Origin of the sequence: Halococcus sp. AFM35 (assembly GCF_051195015.1) — an archaeon.
Lineage (GTDB): Archaea > Halobacteriota > Halobacteria > Halobacteriales > Halococcaceae > Halococcus.
In genome coordinates, this window is sequence record NZ_JBNTJU010000029.1 from 14,178 (window position 1) to 30,706 (window position 16,529).

The 16,529-nt window shown below is 58.1% G+C and carries 16 protein-coding genes and 1 pseudogene; 6 read left to right on the forward strand and 11 right to left on the reverse strand.

Features of this window, described 5'->3' with window-relative positions:
* Positions 1–300: 300 nt before the first annotated feature.
* From ACQUQO_RS15520 to merA, 4 genes are all read right to left on the reverse strand, one after another.
* On the reverse strand, positions 301–756 hold the full coding sequence (locus ACQUQO_RS15520; RefSeq protein ID WP_435079155.1) for a transcriptional regulator: 456 nt from the start codon (positions 754–756) through the stop codon (positions 301–303).
* On the reverse strand, positions 753–1,127 hold the full coding sequence (locus tag ACQUQO_RS15525) for a toxin-antitoxin system TumE family protein (protein WP_435079157.1): 375 nt from the start codon (positions 1,125–1,127) through the stop codon (positions 753–755). Before ACQUQO_RS15525 ends, ACQUQO_RS15520 begins: the two co-directional genes overlap by 4 nt.
* A 169-nt stretch (positions 1,128–1,296) precedes the next feature.
* A complete protein-coding gene (gene lpdA / locus ACQUQO_RS15530) occupies positions 1,297–2,679 on the reverse strand; it encodes a dihydrolipoyl dehydrogenase (RefSeq protein ID WP_435079159.1) in 1,383 nt (460 codons plus the stop codon).
* A 19-nt stretch (positions 2,680–2,698) separates the two neighbouring features.
* Positions 2,699–4,162, reverse strand: coding sequence for a mercury(II) reductase (gene merA / locus ACQUQO_RS15535; protein WP_435079161.1), 1,464 nt, complete (start codon positions 4,160–4,162; stop codon positions 2,699–2,701).
* A 119-nt stretch (positions 4,163–4,281) separates the two neighbouring features.
* Here merA and ACQUQO_RS15540 point away from each other — a divergent pair, with 119 nt between their 5' ends.
* Complete coding sequence (locus ACQUQO_RS15540) at positions 4,282–4,635, forward strand: ArsR/SmtB family transcription factor (RefSeq protein WP_435079163.1); 354 nt, start codon at positions 4,282–4,284, stop codon at positions 4,633–4,635.
* Complete coding sequence (locus ACQUQO_RS15545; RefSeq protein WP_435079165.1) at positions 4,628–4,855, forward strand: hypothetical protein; 228 nt, start codon at positions 4,628–4,630, stop codon at positions 4,853–4,855. The genes ACQUQO_RS15540 and ACQUQO_RS15545 overlap by 8 nt, the downstream gene beginning before the upstream one ends.
* A gap of 217 nt (positions 4,856–5,072) precedes the next feature.
* Here ACQUQO_RS15545 and ACQUQO_RS15550 read toward each other — a convergent pair whose 3' ends face one another.
* From ACQUQO_RS15550 to ACQUQO_RS15560, 3 genes are all read right to left on the reverse strand, one after another.
* Complete coding sequence (locus ACQUQO_RS15550) at positions 5,073–5,432, reverse strand: DsrE family protein (RefSeq protein WP_435079167.1); 360 nt, start codon at positions 5,430–5,432, stop codon at positions 5,073–5,075.
* Between the two features lie 105 nt (positions 5,433–5,537).
* Positions 5,538–5,942, reverse strand: coding sequence for a helix-turn-helix domain-containing protein (locus tag ACQUQO_RS15555; RefSeq protein WP_435079169.1), 405 nt, complete (start codon positions 5,940–5,942; stop codon positions 5,538–5,540).
* Positions 5,943–6,226: 284 nt separating this feature from the next.
* A complete protein-coding gene (locus tag ACQUQO_RS15560; RefSeq protein ID WP_435079171.1) occupies positions 6,227–7,114 on the reverse strand; it encodes a sulfurtransferase in 888 nt (295 codons plus the stop codon).
* Between the two features lie 228 nt (positions 7,115–7,342).
* Between ACQUQO_RS15560 and ACQUQO_RS15565 the strand changes: the two genes are divergently transcribed.
* The 4 genes from ACQUQO_RS15565 to ACQUQO_RS15580 all read left to right on the forward strand — a co-directional run bounded on the left by ACQUQO_RS15565 (position 7,343) and on the right by ACQUQO_RS15580 (position 11,578).
* Complete coding sequence (locus tag ACQUQO_RS15565) at positions 7,343–8,494, forward strand: MBL fold metallo-hydrolase (RefSeq protein ID WP_435079173.1); 1,152 nt, start codon at positions 7,343–7,345, stop codon at positions 8,492–8,494.
* 46 nt (positions 8,495–8,540) lie between these two features.
* A complete protein-coding gene (locus tag ACQUQO_RS15570) occupies positions 8,541–9,134 on the forward strand; it encodes a class I SAM-dependent methyltransferase (RefSeq protein WP_435079175.1) in 594 nt (197 codons plus the stop codon).
* Positions 9,135–9,185: 51 nt separating this feature from the next.
* A complete protein-coding gene (locus tag ACQUQO_RS15575) occupies positions 9,186–9,419 on the forward strand; it encodes a hypothetical protein (protein ID WP_435079177.1) in 234 nt (77 codons plus the stop codon).
* A gap of 224 nt (positions 9,420–9,643) precedes the next feature.
* Entirely contained in the window at positions 9,644–11,578 is a 1,935-nt protein-coding gene (locus ACQUQO_RS15580) for an aconitate hydratase (RefSeq protein ID WP_435079179.1), read from the forward strand.
* Between the two features lie 453 nt (positions 11,579–12,031).
* Here ACQUQO_RS15580 and ACQUQO_RS15585 read toward each other — a convergent pair whose 3' ends face one another.
* The 4 genes and pseudogenes from ACQUQO_RS15585 to ACQUQO_RS15600 all read right to left on the reverse strand — a co-directional run.
* Positions 12,032–14,053, reverse strand: coding sequence for a PQQ-dependent sugar dehydrogenase (locus tag ACQUQO_RS15585; protein WP_435079181.1), 2,022 nt, complete (start codon positions 14,051–14,053; stop codon positions 12,032–12,034).
* A gap of 16 nt (positions 14,054–14,069) precedes the next feature.
* Entirely contained in the window at positions 14,070–15,164 is a 1,095-nt protein-coding gene (locus ACQUQO_RS15590) for a cell surface glycoprotein related protein (RefSeq protein WP_435079183.1), read from the reverse strand.
* Positions 15,165–15,240: 76 nt separating this feature from the next.
* Positions 15,241–15,636 (reverse strand): NADH-quinone oxidoreductase subunit A, encoded by a 396-nt coding sequence (locus tag ACQUQO_RS15595; protein ID WP_435079184.1) that lies wholly within the window; start codon positions 15,634–15,636, stop codon positions 15,241–15,243.
* A pseudogene (locus ACQUQO_RS15600) lies at positions 15,633–16,448 on the reverse strand (HAD-IC family P-type ATPase); the annotation flags it as partial. The pseudogene ACQUQO_RS15600 and the gene ACQUQO_RS15595, both read right to left, overlap by 4 nt.
* Positions 16,449–16,529 lie beyond the last annotated feature (81 nt).

Sequence of the window (16,529 nt, forward strand, 5' to 3'; positions counted from 1 at the left end):
GAGCTGGCTGTAACAGAGGGCGGGGTGGTCCGTAAAAGTATGCGTCCTTATTCGATTAAGCACGAGTAAACAGCAAATCCGCTAATTCTGGAAATTTCAGGCGTTTCGACCGCTCAAACTCTGTTATTCGAAGTTATACACTGCATAGTGGTTTATCATTTTCTCACGAATCGGGAACCACTCTTCAATCGCCAGAGAGCGGCTCAGTCATGCGATATACCCAGATTGAGGTCCTGAAAATCGGTAGCCCTCTGAACGATACGCTGGCGAGTCAAATGAATTCATTTCGCATGCCCGAGTTCAAGCAGCGGCAGGTTCATCGGCGCTGTCCTCGTCCGATGAATCGAGCGAGACGGCAAAATCGAAGACGATCTCATCGTAAGTGACGACTGGCTGTTTTGCGTTGCCCTCCATGATGAATTCGACAACACCGTAGGCAGCAAGCTTCCGGAGCTGGTCATGAACATTTTTCTTATCGCGCTCGACCAGACGCGCTGCTTCGCGGATGCTTGCTGGCTCATGGATATTGAGGGCACGCAAGAGTGCGAGCGTCGAGTCGGTAAAGACCGCCGTCGCCGTGTCCACGTCTGGGAACGAAATCGTCGGATTGGGAGTGCCACTCTCGTCGCTCCGGTTGTCAGAGTCAATGGTCACACGCAGTGTCCGTGCCCACTCGTCAGACACTGAGTCGGGGTACGTTCCAGCGTGCTCGTCACTGGCTCGGTCAGGTTCGTTTTCGGTATTGTTCTCAGTCATATGTTGTAATCCTCCGGAGATGGCCCGAATGGTTCGATCCCTGTTTCCCGAAAGAATCGGCTGTAGACCGCAGCAACTGACCCTGGAAACGCATAGTCGCTGTCGAGGTCACCGCCGACGTGGCGGTGGTGGGTTCCGTCACCGTGGTCATTATCATAGCGTAGCATCGTGCCCTGTTCCGGGCCGATAGGCCATTCGACATCATTGGGCGGGTCGGCCGGGTCGGTGACTCCGTAATGAAGCGCATAACACGCTCCCGGCGGGTATCGTTCCTCAGCAGCGGGATAGATGAATTTGTACCGAACGAGGACGCCTGCTCGGACCAACTTCCGTTTTTCATAGACCACTTCAGGGTTCTCATCATTGGCCATCCTCTTTCGTTGGTACGGATGCCAACGTATTAAGTTCGTGGGTGCGAACACCAACGAGAGGGTCCCGAAACTCGCAATAACCATACCGGGATTCAACGTATAAAGAGCGGGAGTTTTCTGGTCAATATGGAAAACTACTGTTTTTGCGGACGGCGAATGGGCCTGAGAACTACGAAGGTTCGTGAACTCCACCAGCGGCCGAGTTAATGACCTCCGGAAGTGTAGGATGAATATGAATCGTATTCGCTACGTCCTCAGCGGTCGCACCGAGTTCCATCGCTAGTACGAGTTCGTGGATGATATCTGCGCCTTGTTCACCAACGATATGTGCGCCGAGGAGTTCTTCAGTCTCGGCGTCTGAGACAAGTTTGACGAACCCCTCAGTCTCGCCCAGCGCTTTGGGCTTGCCCTGCTCGGCGTAGTCGCTCTGGCCGACCACCACCTCATATCCGTGCTCCTCAGCTTCCCGTTCTGTGAGACCGACGTGGCCGACCTGCGGGTCAGTGAATACCGCGTGGGGGACAACCCGATCCGTTGCGTCGATTGTTTCGTCATGGACAAGGTGGCGGTACAGGAGGTCGGCATCGTCGCGGGCCGAGTGCGTGAACATTGGTGGACCGGACACGTCGCCGACTGCATACACCGAGTCAGCCGAAGTCTGGAACTGTTCGTCAACCTCAACGAAGCCCCGGTCATCGAGTTCTACGCTGGCGTCCTCGATATCGATACCGTCAGTATTCGCTCGCCGTCCCGCGGCGACGAGGACGTGAGAAACGGCGATATCGTCGGTATCGTCATCGGACACGATCACCCGCGTCCCGCTCGCAGTGGATTCGAGTTCTTCGACAGCCGTTCCGGTTTGTACGTCGATGCCTTCGGCCTCGAATGCGTCCTCGATCACTTCGCCCACGTCGGGATCCTCCGCCGGAAGCAGCCGGTCGCCGCGCTGGAAGACCGTAACAGTAGACCCAAATCGCGCGTACATCTGTGCGAACTCACAGCCCACGTAGCCACCACCGATGACTGCGAGATGGTCCGGGAGTTCGGTGACTTCGAGCGCGCTCGTGCTGTCGAGCGTGTCCACTTCGCCGAGGCCATCAATCGGTGGTTCGACCGGGCGCGCACCGGTATTGAGAACGATTTGGTCGGCCGTCAGTGTACGATCACCGACTGAGAGTTCGGTTGCAGATTCGAAGACGCCGCGGCCCTCGATCAAGTCGAGTCTGTCTGCATCTTCGACGTTCGAGTACGCTCCCTCACGGATGCTTTCGACCACACGTTGCTGGCGCTCAACAACGGCGTCCATGTCTGTCTGGACCTCACCCTCGATTGCGATGCCGAACTCGTCGGCTCGCCGAGCGAGATTGGCGACCTCTGCACTGCGGATCATCGTCTTCGTCGGGATGCATCCCCGATTGAGGCATGTGCCGCCGAGGAGGTCTTGTTCAACGAGTGCTGTTTCAAGCCCGTGGTGCGCGCTCTTGAGCGCGACTGGAAGGCCGGACATTCCACCGCCAAGAACGATCAGGTCGTACGTATCGGTGTCAGTCATTGGCATTGGTGTTTACCGCTTATTCGATGCAGCAGCTCATCGTCTCTGTGTCTCGTCGGAACGCCTGACAGGCGTGCTTGAATGCCTCGGAGAACGTCGGAAACGGATGAATCGTGTCGATGATGTCATCCACGGTGAGACCGAATTTCACCGCGAGCGTGGCCTCAGGAATTATATCGGCCGCCCGTGGGCCGACCATGTGGACCCCGACGATTTCGTCGGTCTCATGGTGCTTGACTACCTGAACTACCCCTCGCGTATCTTCAACGGCGCGTCCCTTCGGAACGTCCGCCATATCGACCGTTCGGCACGAACAAGTCCCGTGTTCGGCCATATACTCATGCTCGGTCGTGCCCACGGCGGCAACCTCGGGACTCGTGAACACCACCTTCGGCACCGCGCCGTAATCGATGGACCTCTCCTCGTCGCCGAAGGCATTCTTTACCGCGTGGTTGCCCTCCTTCGCGGCCACGGTTTCGAGTTCGGGGTCGCCAATAACGTCTCCTGCGGCGTATACGTCGTGGTTCGCCGTCTGGAAGTGCTCGTTGACGATTACAGCATCAGAATTGTCGGTTTCGACGCCGATACCGTCGATACCGATCCCATCGGTGTTCGGCCGAACGCCGGTCGCAACGAACACTGCTGCCGCGTCGAACGCTCGTTTCTCGCCGTTGACGCTCGCCGCAACACGAACGCTGTCCTCGGTAGTCATGAGACCGCCGTCGGTCGCCACGTCGTCACTCCCGCTGACTCGGTGAATATCTACCCCCGTGACGACTTCAATCCCGTCCTCGTGGAAGCACCGCTGTAGTTCACGACCAAGCTGGCCCTCCATGCCCGAGAGGACGTGCCCCGAGCGCTGGAGGATCGTCACGTCAACGCCGACGTGGTGGAGGATCTGCCCCCATTCCAGTGCGATGTACCCGCCACCGAGCATGACGATGCTCTCGGGGAGATCGCGGCGTTCGAGAATGGATTCGCTGGTCTCGTAATCAATCTCGTCTAGCCCGTCAATGGGGGCAGCCCACGGAGAACTTCCGGTGGCGATGAGCGCTTTTTCGCCGGTGATTCGCGCGCCTTCGTCCTCGCCGTTGATCACCTCAATAGTCGTGCCCTCGACAAATTGTCCACGTCCTTCGTAGACATCCGTCTTGAAGTGTTCGGCAACGTCAACGTAATTCTCGCGTCGAAGTCGGCTCACGAGGTCGTCCGTTTCATCGAGTGCGGCTGGCCAGTCGGTCGTTGGTTCGCCGTCATATTGGATGGCATCGAACGGGTTTCGGGACGGTTCGAATGCCGTTTTCCCGACTTCGAGGAGGTGCTTACTCGGGACACAGCCGACGTTTACGCAGGTTCCGCCAAGGGGTAGGCCCGCGTTGACCAGCGCTGTCGTGAGTCCACGAGCGTGAGCCTCGGTGATCGCAGCGAACGCGGCCGCCCCACCGCCGAGGACAACGAGGTCGTAGTCGGTACGGGGTTCCATTTCAATATCCGTTTTACTATTGATGGATATTATCTTTTCGACTCAGACTCGACCATACGCGCTCAAACAGCATCTGCAAGTCGGAAGGCATATACACAAACAGATTGGTGATCATTGTAATGAGCGTACAGCTTCTTCAGGCGAACCAGGATGTAAATGATGCACGGGCAAACATCTTTCAGGCGCTTGGCGACCCAACCCGCCTCCGTATCTTCCAGGCGCTCGTCGAGGCCGGAGAACCCCTGAATGTGACTACCCTCTGTGAACGAACGGACTGTGAGCCGAATCTCGTCTCCCATCACCTCCAATGCCTGAAAAACTGCCAACTTGTAGATGCCGAGCGCGACGGCCGCAAGCAGTTCTACGAGGTGAGCCGTCCCGAAGCCGTCGAGATGGTCAAGCTTGCCGATGACTGCATTCGTCAGAATATCGAGAGCGTCCTCGGGTGTGGGATTGTTACCGACGATGAGTGACGGTGGTCCCTCGCTGCTGGGGTACGCCGGGGTTGGTGGTGTCGTCGCTTGCTGTCTCGTCCTCGAACTGCTCGGCGGGGCAGCCGTGCTTGGCAGCGTTGCAGCGGCGGTTGGCCTCTCAACTGGATTGACGTACGTAGCCGTTATCGGACTGGTGGGTGTACTGGTAGTTCTTTTGACACTCGGGCACCAGCAGTACAAGCAGACGAACCATATCTGATCAAGCCAATAGCCGCTGTGGGAATAGAGATTTGCGATACTAAGGCTACAAACGTCGCCTTTCAAGGTCTGGATTGCGTCTGAATCCGGGCAGATGGGTTTCTCATATACGATGGATGGTGAAATCAACCTCGGCATCCTAAATTTCGTAGAAGTATATACATGATAAATCTATCTAGCCGACTTCAGGTACTATCAGTGCTGATAGCGCCGGAGCGTTAGAATGTGACTGTGGTCTCGTGCTCTTCTGCCAACCGTGCGAGGTCGGTGGCACTACCGAGATCAGCCCAGTCCGCAAGATCATCCTCGGCGATATTCCGTGCCTCTGCGCACGGTTTACAGACGACGAACTCATCGAGTGCGTCGTTTGCCTGTAGTTCATCGAGGACCTCGGCTACGGTCGGCAGTCCCGGAGCCTTGATCTCCTCAAGAGTTCGCTGGTCGGTTGCGAGACTAGTCGCCTCCTGCATCGTAAACATTGACACGCTCTCGCCACGGTTCATTGCGCCTCTTCCGGTGACAAACGGGAGAACCGTCTTTGTCGCATTATCGCTGCCGACGGTTGTTATCACGAACATACGCGAGAGTATTGTACGTCTCGCGTAATATTGCTTGGGTCCGTTTGGTATCGATAGTCCCGTGAAACAGCAAATGAGTGCCGTATTCCCCTCGAACGGGAAAGATCAACCCTCAGCAGCCGCCGATGGCTGGTCGTGGGTGTCATACTTCGTCCGAAACTCGCCGATGAGTTGCCCCATCTTCGCGTACCAGTCATTGAGCATTCGCTGCATCTCGTCGGCGACCACCTCCGGATCAGTTGGACGAAAGACGTGGTAGTACCCACCCTGATCGTAGTTGACTTGCTCTTTCTGGACGAACCCTGTCTGGAGAAGTCGCTGCACGGCTCGATAGACGGTCGAGCGCTCCCGATCGACCTCCTCGGCGATTTCGTCGATGGTGAGTGGCCCTTCGCTTTCGATAACCACTCCGAAGCACTCCCGGTCGAGGTCTCTGAGCCCGTGAATACATTCGAGGAGACCTTCACATTCCATGTCCGCGCGGAGGTATTCCGCCATCGAATCTGGCATCGCCTTACTGGTTCTACGTGTAGAGCGAATAAAGGCGTTGTGCATATCCCGCACGACTGTACACTACCCCTCGATGCGGACATCGGTTCGGTCGCTCGTTCGACGGGACCTACTCGATGTCGCTCCAGATTCGGCATCGGATTGGCTCTGGGCTACTGGGGGTTGACCGGCGAACGGACGAATGGTACCTGTTCCGCCCAATCGGAACGTCGGCGAAGTGGGCATTGGTGGATCGACGCTGATCCGAGTGAAAGGCTTCTACCCGATTCCAAATTCAGCGGGTATCAGCCTTTGCTCGCTCTGCTCGCGGGGTCATCGGTCTCGACCTCAACGGGCGAACGAATGAGGTTGCCCCACTCGGTCCACGAGCCGTCGTAGTTGCGCACGTCGTCGTAGCCGAGCAGCTCGTGTAACGAGAACCATGTGATCGAGGAGCGTTCGCCGATCCGACAGTAGGTGACGACCTCGCTATCGTTGCCGATCCCACGCTCCTCGTATAACTCTTCGAGTTCCTCGCGACTTTTGAAGCGACCGTCCTCACTGAGGTTTTCCTTCCACGTGATGTTCTCTGCGCCGGGAATGTGGCCGGCGCGTTGGGCGGTCTCGGGGCTTCCCTCCGGGGCAATCTTCTCGCCGCGATACTCCTCGGCACTGCGGACATCGACGAGGGGAACGCCGAGTTCCATCGCGTCCTCGACGCCCTCGCGGTAGATACGGATGCCGTCGAACGGTCCTCGGACGTTATACTCGCGTTCGGAGAACTCGGGCTTCTCGGTCGTCATCGGGTAGTCCTCTGACTCCCAGTAGGCTCGACCGCCATCAAGTAGGTGGACGTCCTCGTGGCCGTAGTACTTGAATTGCCAGTAGGTGTAGGCGGCCCACTGGTTCGACTCATCGCCATAAAGAACGACCGTCGAGTCTTCGGTAATGCCCGCCTCTCCCATGATCTCGGCGAAGTCCTCTTTGCTCAGTATGTCTCGCTGGATCGAGTCCTGGAGGTGGGTGCCCCACCGAAAGCCGATTGCGTTCGGGATGTGCCCTTCGGCGTAGGACTCGTCGTAGTCGATGTCGGCCTCGACCAGCCGGTAGTCCGGCTCGTCGTTCCCGAACTGGTCTAAATGTTCCTTGAGCCACTCCGGCGAGACGAGCGCGTCGCTGGTACGTTCGCTCATACATGACTCTATACGGGACGACTTCATTTAGTCATTGGCACTCTCGCCGGCGGTGTATGATTGAGGATAAAGTGCGGGGCAGGCAGTTCGCCTCCGTCCAATGGCAGATATCGCCCGCTTCAGCGGTTACAGCGACTGGAGCCGTCTTCGCATGAAATCGGCTCATCCGAACACTACCACCCTCAGCAGAAATGCTTAATTGTCCCAATACTGTACATCGAAGTGAGAATGTTCGAGATGATCACCGCGCGCGAACTCGCTGCGAGGCAGGATTCGGGCGAGACCGACTACGTGCTCTTGGATACACGCCCGGAGGACAGTTACGAGGCGTGGCACGTCGAGGGCGCGAAGAGCTTCCCGTTCGGGCTGGAGGAAACCCTAACTGACGACCAGCGCGGGGAGATCGACGAGCTGGCGAACGGCAACAGGATACTCACGATCTGTGGAAAAGGAGCGACGTCGACCACACTCGCCGCCGAACTGGACACGAACGGATTCGAGGATGTCGCGGTCGTGAAAGGGGGCATGCGCGACTGGAACTCGCTGTACGAGACCGCTCGCCTCGACACCGAAAACGACGACCTCGTGATCGTGCAGTTCCAGCGTCGAGCGAAGGGATGTCTCTCCTACCTCGTCGGGTCGAAACGGGCGGGCGAGGCGGTCGTCGTCGATCCCACCCGTCACACCAACCAGTACGTCACGACGGCCGCCGAGGAGGGACTGGAGATCGCGCGCGTCCTCGATACGCACGTCCACGCTGACCACATCTCCGGCGGTCGTGACCTCGCGGCGCGACTCGACATTCCGTACCATCTCGGTGAGCGGGCGACCGAACGCGACATCGACTACGAGTTCGACTCGCTGACGGACGGCGAGACGCTCTCAATCGGCGATATCGAGATCGAGGTGCTGTCCGCGCCGGGTCACACCACAGAGATGGTCGCCTACCGCGTCGGCGACGAGGCCGTACTCACGGGCGATAGCCTGTTCCTCGACTCTGTGGGACGCACGGAACTCGAATTCAGTGAGGATGCGGCCGAGGAGGGCGCACGAATGCAGTACGAGACGCTTCACGAAACGCTGCTTGAACTCCCGAATGAACTCACCGTCTTACCGGGTCACGTTACGGTGAACAACGACGGCACCTACGAGAACGCATCGCCGGGCGAACTCGTCTCTGCGTCGCTCGGTGACGTTCATGACCGACTCGACCTCCTTACCCTCGACAAAGAGGCGCTCATCGAACAAATGGTCGAGAACATCCCCGAGAAGCCGGACAACTACGAGACGGTCATCAGCATCAACCTCGGAACAGAACCAATCGAGAGCAATCGTGATGCGACAATGCTTGAAACAGGCGCGAACAACTGTGCAGCGTAACTCTGTGACAACAGGCTTACTCCGGACCGGGCGGTAGCATCGTTCGATGAACCGCTTCCAAAACACCCGACAACCCGACCGTGGCTGGTGGAGTCAGCTTTGGCCCGATCCCGAACAGACGCTCGAAATGCTCGGTATCGAACCGGATACGTCGCTTGCCGATGTCGGCTGTGGCGATGGATACTTCACCCTTCCTGCGGCCCGGCTCGTCAATGAAGCACCAGTGTACGCGATCGATATCGATGAAGAGCTACTGGAAGCGGTAGATACAGCCGCGGCGACCGAAAGGCTCGCGAACATCGAGACGATCTGTGGTGATGCACGGCGGCTCGTTGATCTTCTGCCCGAACTCGTCGATTGTATCTTGATTGCAAATACGTTCCATGGCGTCGAGAACCAACTGGATCTAGCCGAGCAGGCGTATCGAGCCCTCCGCCCGGCTGGTCGATTCGTTATCGTAAACTGGCACGATGTGCCGCGAGAGGAAACCACGGTTGCCGGCACAGAGCGAGGGCCGCCCGAAACCCTCCGTATGAGTCGCGCTGACACCCGTAAGGTTCTCGATTCGGCTTCGTTTGATCGTATTGAGGAAATCGACCTCCCACCGTATCATTACGCGCTTGTCGGACATCGCCAATAGGACTGTCCTGGTGAGTAGAGCGTTGTTCGGTGGTTGAATTCATATCTTATCGTGACCGTCACGATCGGCTTCCTCCCGCTCGCCCTCGTGACGTTACCGATTCAGAACATGCAGTTGTTCGTGGTCAATCTGGCGTTCGTCGCGGTTATGCCAGCGGCATTGGCGCTGCTCGTGCATTTCGGTTCGGACGAACACGGACTCAAACGTTGGCAGGTGGGGGTTCTCGACGGCATATATGTCCTGTACCTCGTCGTGATGGTGTTCGGCGTCCTTCAGCTCCTGTGAGTTAGCAGAAGTCGGCCATCTGAGTTTTCTGTATAGATTCTCTCGAAATTTTCCCGTAGAGATACAACCCGCGTTGACTGGAATCCCATCAATCTATTTCGACAGTACCGCAGACGATAAAATCGACTTCTTGTAACGTGGATCAGTGATCTGATTTCTCAAACGAGTCTACCGGGAGCAATGACAGCCGAAGAGTAAAGATGGCGCTCATCGTGGTTCCAACCATGTCTGGGACAGTAACGGAGCAACTCATCGAAGAGCACCTCGTTGAAGGCCAGATGGAGCCGGGTGAAGAGATCGCGCTGGAGATCGATCAAACGCTGACCCAAGATGCCACCGGCACGATGGTCATGCTCGAGCTCGAAGCCATGGACGTCGAGCACCTCGAAAGCGAGCTCTCGGCCCAGTATGTCGATCACAACTTGATTCAAGAAGACAACAAGAACCCCGACGATCACCTCTTTCTGAATAGCGCCTGCGAGAAGTGGGGCATCTGGTACTCGGCCGCTGGCAACGGCGTCTCACACCCCGTTCACCAACAGCGCTTTGGAGTACCTGGAAAGACGTTGCTCGGCTCGGACTCGCACACGCCAGCCGCGGGTGCGATGGGGATGTTGGCAATCGGCTCCGGGGGCCTCGACATTGCGATGGCGATGGCTGGCGAACCCTACCACGTCAATATGCCCGAGGTATGGGGCGTCGAGCTGCGCGGCGAACTCCCCGAGTGGTGTAGCGCCAAGGACGTGATCCTCGAAATGTTGCGCCGCCACGATGTCGACGGCGGCGTCGGACGCGTGATCGAGTACCACGGCCCCGGATTGGAAACCCTGACCGCGATGGATCGCCACGTGATCGCCAACATGGGTACCGAATTGGGTGCGACAAGTACGGTGTTCCCCGCCGATGACGCTGTGAGGGACTTCCTCGTCCAGCAAAAGCGCAAGGAGGACTTCCGGGAGCTTCGCGCCAACGACGACGCCGAGTACCACGTCACGGAGACGATTCGCCTCGACGAGATCGAGCCGTTGATCGCTAAACCCTCTAGTCCTGGGAACGTTGTCCCAGTGGCGGACGTGGCTGGCGACGACCTCTATCAGGCCTACATCGGCTCCAGCGCGAATCCGGGCCTCCGTGACTTCGCGGTGCCAGCCATGATGGTCGAGGGCCGGCGCGTTCCGCCGGAGGTGAGCTTCGACGTGAACCCGACTTCCAGACAGATGCTCCAGAACCTGACCGAGATGGGCTACTTGGGCGATCTGTACGCTAGCGGCGCACGCGTCCATCAGGCCGGATGTAATGGCTGTATCGGGATGGGTCAGGCACCCGCCACCGGACGGAACAGCCTGCGAACCGTCCCTCGGAACTTCCCCGGACGCACCGGCACCCGTGAGGACAGCGTGTTCCTATGTAGTCCCGAAACTGCGACCGCGAGCGCACTCGCGGGCAAAATTACCGACCCGCGCACGCTCGAAGACACCCACGACATGACTGCCCCCAACTGGACCGAACCCGACGAGGCCATCGTGGATGAGTCGGCACTGAGCCCGCCGCCGGAAAATCCCGGTGGCGAACTCGAAAAGGGACCTAACGTGAAGTCCCTGCCCGACTTCGAGCGCGTGCCGGACGCGCTCTCCGGTCCGGTGTTGATGAAGGTCGGCGACGACATCTCGACCGACGAGATCATGCCCGCCGGATCAGATGTACTTCCTTATCGCTCGAACATACCGAGGATTAGTGAGTGGGTATTTGATCAGATCGAGCAGGGCTTCTACAAGCGCGCTCAAGAGCAAGGAGCGCCGTGGATGGCTGTTGGTGGGTCGAACTATGGACAGGGAAGTTCACGCGAACACGCGGCTCTGGCACCTTATTATCTGGGGATGCGGGCGGCATTGGCTGTCAGTTATGCTCGCATCCACTGGCAGAACCTCGTGAACTTCGGAATCGTGCCGCTCGAATTCGCCGATCGAGCTGACTACGACGCAATCGAACAGGGTGATACTCTCGAACTGCCCAATGTGCGCAAGGAGATGCAAGAGGATTCTGAGATCACGGTGCAAAACACCACGCAAGACACCACGTTCACGGCCGAACATAGTTTGAGCCCGCGCCAGGTCGATATCGTGCTGCAAGGCGGGTTAATCGAGGACTACAAGAACTGAAGCAGAGATCGTCGACGTAGTAGCGAACATCGAAACCCACGATCCGCTGATTTGGTCGCGTTGCTCAGCCTAAATTGACAAGCTCAACGCGAGTAATCCTGCGGTCGTGGAGATTTCACTGTACGCGGCAATTTTGACGTTGCTGGTGAGTCGTGAGTTGTTGGATCTGGTGATTGAGTACCCGATGAAGACGCGGTGTCTCGCCGGAGCGTTGGCAGCGACCTTCCGGTCGCACGCCCACAGGGGTTCAAGCGATTCGACAATTACTGCGGCCACTCTCCCCCCCCCCCGCCGCTGTTGGAATGGATGGCATCCGACATCCAGAAGATCCATTAACACCATCCGATTCTCGAAAAATGGTTCACTACCGCCACTCAACCAACTTCTGAGGTCAGTTAGAGACGAATAGTGATATCATATAGGTGATAGGGCTAGATTTGAGCACCACTGTCATCACTCACGCTGAGAAAGCGAGCGGATGGCAATGCCTCCAAGCGCCGTGAGCGCCGCAGCGATGCTGAACCCAGGGCCATCGACTTGGCTGATCCAGCCCTCGCTCTCGCCGGTATTGGTGACTGTCGTCCTGGAGCGTGTCATGTCGGTGGCGGCGTCGGTCGTGGTCGAAGTCTCGCTTGTCGGTGTCGGAGTTGGAGTTGGAGTGGGCGTCGGTGTCGCGGTCGGTGGGTGTTCGGGCGTTGCGGTAGCGGCCGGCGTTGTCGTCTCGGTACTCGGCGGGTTGATCTTGTGGACCGCTCCGGTCTCACCGCGCACTCCGAGGTTGTCGGTCGTCAGGACGTAGAGTTCCCCGCGGCCGTCTGGGTGGACGCCGAGCACGTACGAATCGAGAGTATCGTTCTCGTCTCCTTCGAACCTGACTTCTTCGAGCGACCACTGGCCCTCCTGCGGTGGAGTTGCGGCGAACACTGAGCCGCTCGGCTGACCGGCGGACTTGCTATAATCGCCAAAGACGAACTTCCCGCGGAGGGCGGGTATCGTCGCGTTCTCGTAAATCGTCCCCCCGGTGACCGCGCTGCCCACGGACTCACCCTCGTAGTTGTGGGGGTACTCGATGATCGGGTCGATGAGCGGCTCGCCGCCGCGGACGTCAGGTGGCGTTCGGTCGGGACACTCCGTGATCTCCCCGACGCCGCCGCTGGCGAAGCAGTGGCTGCCTTCCTTGACGTTCCAGCCGTAGTTGTTCCCCTTGGCGACGATGTTCACCTCCTCATATTCGAACTGACCGACATCACAGACGAACAGGTTTCCCCTGTCGAACGTCATTCGCCAAGGGTTGCGAAAGCCCCACGCGAACTGCTCATCGAGACCCTCCTCGCCCACCAGTGGGTTGTCGTCGGGAATCGCGTACGGCTTGCCGTCCTCTTGGGTATCGACATCGATCCGGAGGATCGATCCCAGCAGATTCTCGGTGACATCCTGGCCGTTCCCGCCGCGATTTTTGTACCAGTCATCGACGTTGCCGGTGATAAGAAGATCGCCGCCGCCATTTCCCATCCCCATGTAGAGGTAGCCGTCGTCGGGACCGAACAGGATGTCCCCGGCATTGTGAGTGTAGTACGGCGACGGAATCTCAAGGACGGTTCGCTCGGAGTCGGGGATGCCTGTTGAGAAGTCCTCGGTTGCGCGGAACTCCGAGAGTACTTGGGTATGGGTGTAGCCATCGGGCGTTCCCGACCGTGGCGGCGCGCTGTAGTGGAGGTAGAATTTCTGGTTATCGCGGAACTCGGGATGGAAAGTGAGTCCGAGCAATCCGCGTTCGTCAATTGTCTTATCGCTGGGCAAGTTATCGAAGTCTACGAGCTGGTCGCTGATGTCGATGAACGGCTCTAGCCCACTGGAACTGAGGATGTAGACTTGGCCGGCTTGGTCCGCGATGAACCGTCGATCATCGTCACCGGGCGGGATTTTGAGCGCTGTCGGTGCGGTCATCATGCCCTCGGCGATGGTTTCGAGCCGCACTGTCGCTCCCGCGGGCATGAACCGATCGGACGAGTTCTCCTCGGGCATGGAGGTTGTTGTGGTGGTTGACGTCGTTCCGTCGATTCGGAGTTGCCCGCGCATTGAGTTCGGATGCACCTCGCAGAAATACTCTGCCATCTCCGTGGTCGCAGTGAAGGTGAGCGTCTGGGTTGTACCCTGTTCGGAGATGATCTCGGTGCGTTCGAGCGTGTTCCCGTCACCGTCGATCACGACGATATTATGGGCGCGTCCGTCGACGTTGGTCCACGTGATCTCGTACTGCCTGCCGGGTGTGAGGGCGAGCGTAGGGTTAGTCTGGTCCGCAATCGCGTCCGGACTTTGGCCGACCCAGCCGGTGATCTTCCCATCGAGTTCGAACGCGGATGTTTGCTGTGCGCTTGCAGTACCACTAGTCCCTAAAAGAGGCAGACCCACGGCATATTTGAGAAGCTGTCGACGAGACGGGGAAGCCCATGAGAGAGTGTTGGTGGAGGACATCTATAGATGACGTAGGTTAGCTGCCCCGGCCTGCGAGTGCGACCGCCGCGAGGATCAGAACGGCGACGAATGCAAGCCCGATGCCGAATCCGGGTCCGGATGCCCCGCTCCCACCTCCGTCACCGCCGGCCTGCTCGGTCGCTCCACCCGAATCACCCACTGGGTTAGTCGTTCCGTCTGCCGAGAGTGAGGTTGCCGTTACTTTCGGTGTGACCGTTGGCGTTGCTGTCTGTATTGTAGTCGCAGCCGGCGTTGCTGTCTGAGTTGTAGTTGCGGTCTGGGTCGTGGTCGTCGGTGTTGGACCCCCCGTTTCGGTGCCGGCGGTCCCAGTTGTGGTGCCAGCGCTGCTCGGCGTCGCGGTGAACGTACTCACGCCACCGCTACAGGTACCCGGACTAATTTCGACTGGTTGATTCATGTCGAGTTCGGTCGTTTCACCAGTTCCGGACCGAGCAACCCAACTCTCGATTTCGTTCTGTTCCGGGGACCCACTCCATTCATCGAAAGGATAGCGGTTCGTTTTCTCATTGAACTTGATGTCAACAGTAACCGCGCTGTAATTCGGGCTTTCAAGACCGCGGAAGGCAGCCCCATCCGTGCGTTCACCGTTGGAACTCCATTCGATGTGTGCGCCCGTGTCGTTGTACTCGAAGGTGTCATCACGGTTGGTGTAATTATCGTCCTCGACCACCCACTGACCGTTTGCGGGAAGTCCAGAGATGTCGGCCGTGGCGACGTAACCGCCCGGTGGGCCGATTTTGTCATTGAGGAAAACGAGACTCAGTCCATCCCTTCCCCGATACACGAACATCTGACTCGTCTGGTCCATTTGGATGTCAGTGGTTCCGAGTGAACTGTAGTTCGCGGTGTCGTTCAAGACTTTGTAATCGTAGAACTCCTCGACGGACTGTGTGCCGTTGCCCAGTGGGGTAATTTGTATGCACTGAGAACCCTGTTCGACAATGAACGTCTGATTTGCTTGGGCCGTTGCCGTCCCCGGAACGACCGCGAGCGCCGAGGCGATCACTACCGCTGCGAGCGCAACGGTGGCAAGTTGTGACCTCCGTTTGTCGTCATGGTTGGGCTTGCACGTAGCCATCTCGTTATTCATTCTGATGCGCTGCCCCTGTCACAATATCACTTATCATTCTCATCTATAATTTATTGGTGATATAGAGTGGTAGTTTTCAGTTTTTAGTGGAATTTGGCTGATCGCGTATCCACCGAACCGCGCCATTTCGCCAAGCCCATGCGAGCCCGACAAAGAGAACCGCGAGGAACACGAGCATCGGAAATAGCACACTCATTAGTCCAGCGGATTCGACTGCTGACCGGTAGATGAGAGTCCACGGCAGGATGAGCGCAGTCTCTACATCGAAGAGCAAAAAGAGCAGTGCTACCATGTAGTATTGGATGTTGAACCGGATGCGCGTGTTCCCTGTCGGGACCTCGCCGCTTTCATAGACAGCGGATTTGCCCTGTTCAGGCACGCTAGGTCGCAGCAGGCTCGACACGATCAGCAACGAGACCGGAACAGCGATTGCCACGAACGCCATCGTGCCGATGGCGATCCATTGATTCATGATTCCGCCCCTTGGTCAGTCTCGCTACGCAGACTCTCCGGGACGATCCGCGAGAGCCGCATCGCATTCCCGGTAACCCCGAGACTCATACCCATGTCGCCGACGATCACGGCTACTGCAACGCTGACATAGCCGAGCGGGACGCCGACCGCGAGTAACGCCTTCGCGCCGAGACTCGCCCAGATATTCTCTTGGATCACGTTCCCCGCTTTGTTCGACAGGTCATAGAGATACGGCAGTTTCGAGAGATCGTCGCTCATCAGCGCAATGTCAGCCGTTTCGAGGGCTGTGTCTGTTCCGGCAGCTCCCATCGCAATGCCAACAGTCGCAGTGGCAAGTGCCGGGGCATCGTTCACCCCATCGCCAACCATTGCAACGTCGCCGTACTCGTCACTCAGTTCGTCGATTGCCTCGACCTTCTGATCAGGGAGGAGTTCCGCGCGATACTCGTCGACACCGACCTGCTCGGCAATGGCTCGGGCCGTTCCCTCATTGTCTCCCGTGAGCATCACGACGCGGCCGACGCCCAATTCATGCAAACGCTCAACGGCACGCTGCGAGGTTGAGCGTACTTCGTCGGCAATTGCGATACCACCCACTAATTCCGTTTCCGTCCCGACGAGGACGACCGTTCGCCCCTCTTCCTCAAGCCCAGCAAGTACATGATCCGCGTACTCTTTTTCCTGTTCTTCCAGATTGGAGTCCGCAGTGACCTCTTCTGGCACGGCCCCACCGTCGGTCGCGCGGCGTGCTTGTGGGAAATCGAAGCCGAGTTCCTCGAACAGGGCGGGCTTGCCGACAAAGTATGTCTCGTCGCACCCGTTATCGCCTAAGCCGATTTCCCGTAAGATCGACCGATTTTACTGGAACTCTCAGACAGCAGATTCCTTTCC

Excerpts from the sequence above, each read along its gene's own strand:
- lpdA (WP_435079159.1), bottom strand. The coding sequence starts at position 2,679 with ATGACTGACACCGATACGTACGACCTGATCGTTCTTGGCGGTGGAATG.
- ACQUQO_RS15570 (WP_435079175.1), top strand. The coding sequence starts at position 8,541 with ATGAACCGCTTCCAAAACACCCGACAACCCGACCGTGGCTGGTGGAGT.
- ACQUQO_RS15595 (WP_435079184.1), bottom strand. The coding sequence starts at position 15,636 with ATGAATCAATGGATCGCCATCGGCACGATGGCGTTCGTGGCAATCGCT.
- ACQUQO_RS15525 (WP_435079157.1), bottom strand. The coding sequence starts at position 1,127 with ATGGCCAATGATGAGAACCCTGAAGTGGTCTATGAAAAACGGAAGTTG.
- ACQUQO_RS15580 (WP_435079179.1), top strand. The coding sequence starts at position 9,644 with ATGTCTGGGACAGTAACGGAGCAACTCATCGAAGAGCACCTCGTTGAA.
- ACQUQO_RS15520 (WP_435079155.1), bottom strand. The coding sequence starts at position 756 with ATGACTGAGAACAATACCGAAAACGAACCTGACCGAGCCAGTGACGAG.
- ACQUQO_RS15560 (WP_435079171.1), bottom strand. The coding sequence starts at position 7,114 with ATGAGCGAACGTACCAGCGACGCGCTCGTCTCGCCGGAGTGGCTCAAG.
- ACQUQO_RS15550 (WP_435079167.1), bottom strand. The coding sequence starts at position 5,432 with ATGTTCGTGATAACAACCGTCGGCAGCGATAATGCGACAAAGACGGTT.
- ACQUQO_RS15555 (WP_435079169.1), bottom strand. The coding sequence starts at position 5,942 with ATGCCAGATTCGATGGCGGAATACCTCCGCGCGGACATGGAATGTGAA.
- ACQUQO_RS15585 (WP_435079181.1), bottom strand. The coding sequence starts at position 14,053 with ATGTCCTCCACCAACACTCTCTCATGGGCTTCCCCGTCTCGTCGACAG.
- ACQUQO_RS15545 (WP_435079165.1), top strand. The coding sequence starts at position 4,628 with ATGAGTGACGGTGGTCCCTCGCTGCTGGGGTACGCCGGGGTTGGTGGT.
- merA (WP_435079161.1), bottom strand. The coding sequence starts at position 4,162 with ATGGAACCCCGTACCGACTACGACCTCGTTGTCCTCGGCGGTGGGGCG.
- ACQUQO_RS15540 (WP_435079163.1), top strand. The coding sequence starts at position 4,282 with ATGAGCGTACAGCTTCTTCAGGCGAACCAGGATGTAAATGATGCACGG.
- ACQUQO_RS15565 (WP_435079173.1), top strand. The coding sequence starts at position 7,343 with ATGTTCGAGATGATCACCGCGCGCGAACTCGCTGCGAGGCAGGATTCG.
- ACQUQO_RS15590 (WP_435079183.1), bottom strand. The coding sequence starts at position 15,164 with ATGAATAACGAGATGGCTACGTGCAAGCCCAACCATGACGACAAACGG.